The following is a 326-nucleotide window of genomic DNA, read 5'->3' on the forward strand; positions in this document are numbered from 1 at the left end:
TTTCCGATTTTGCGTGGTTGCCGCCGGAGGTTAATTCGGCGCGGATTTTTGCTGGTGCGGGTTCGGGTCCGTTGCATGCGGCGGCTGGTGGTTGGGAGGGGTTGGCTGCGGATTTGCGGGCGTCGGCGGCGTCGTTTGATGCGGTGGTTGCTGGGTTGACCGGTGGGCCGTGGGCGGGGCCGGCGGCGGTGTCGATGGCGGCGGCGGCGGCTCCGTATGTGGGGTGGTTGAGCGCGGCGGCGGGGTTGGCGGAGGTGTCGGCGGGGCAGGCGCGGGCGGCGGCGGGGGCGTTTGAGGCGGCGTTGGCGGCGACGGTGCATCCGGGT

1 protein-coding gene is annotated in these 326 nt (G+C 72.1%); it reads left to right on the forward strand.

Annotated features, from left to right (window positions below):
* The coding region (locus F0Q45_RS27060) for a PPE family protein (protein ID WP_262491215.1) at positions 1-326 on the forward strand (326 nt) is incomplete at both ends.

Source organism: Mycobacterium simiae (assembly GCF_008370645.1).
Taxonomy (GTDB): Bacteria; Actinomycetota; Actinomycetes; order Mycobacteriales; family Mycobacteriaceae; genus Mycobacterium; species Mycobacterium simiae_A.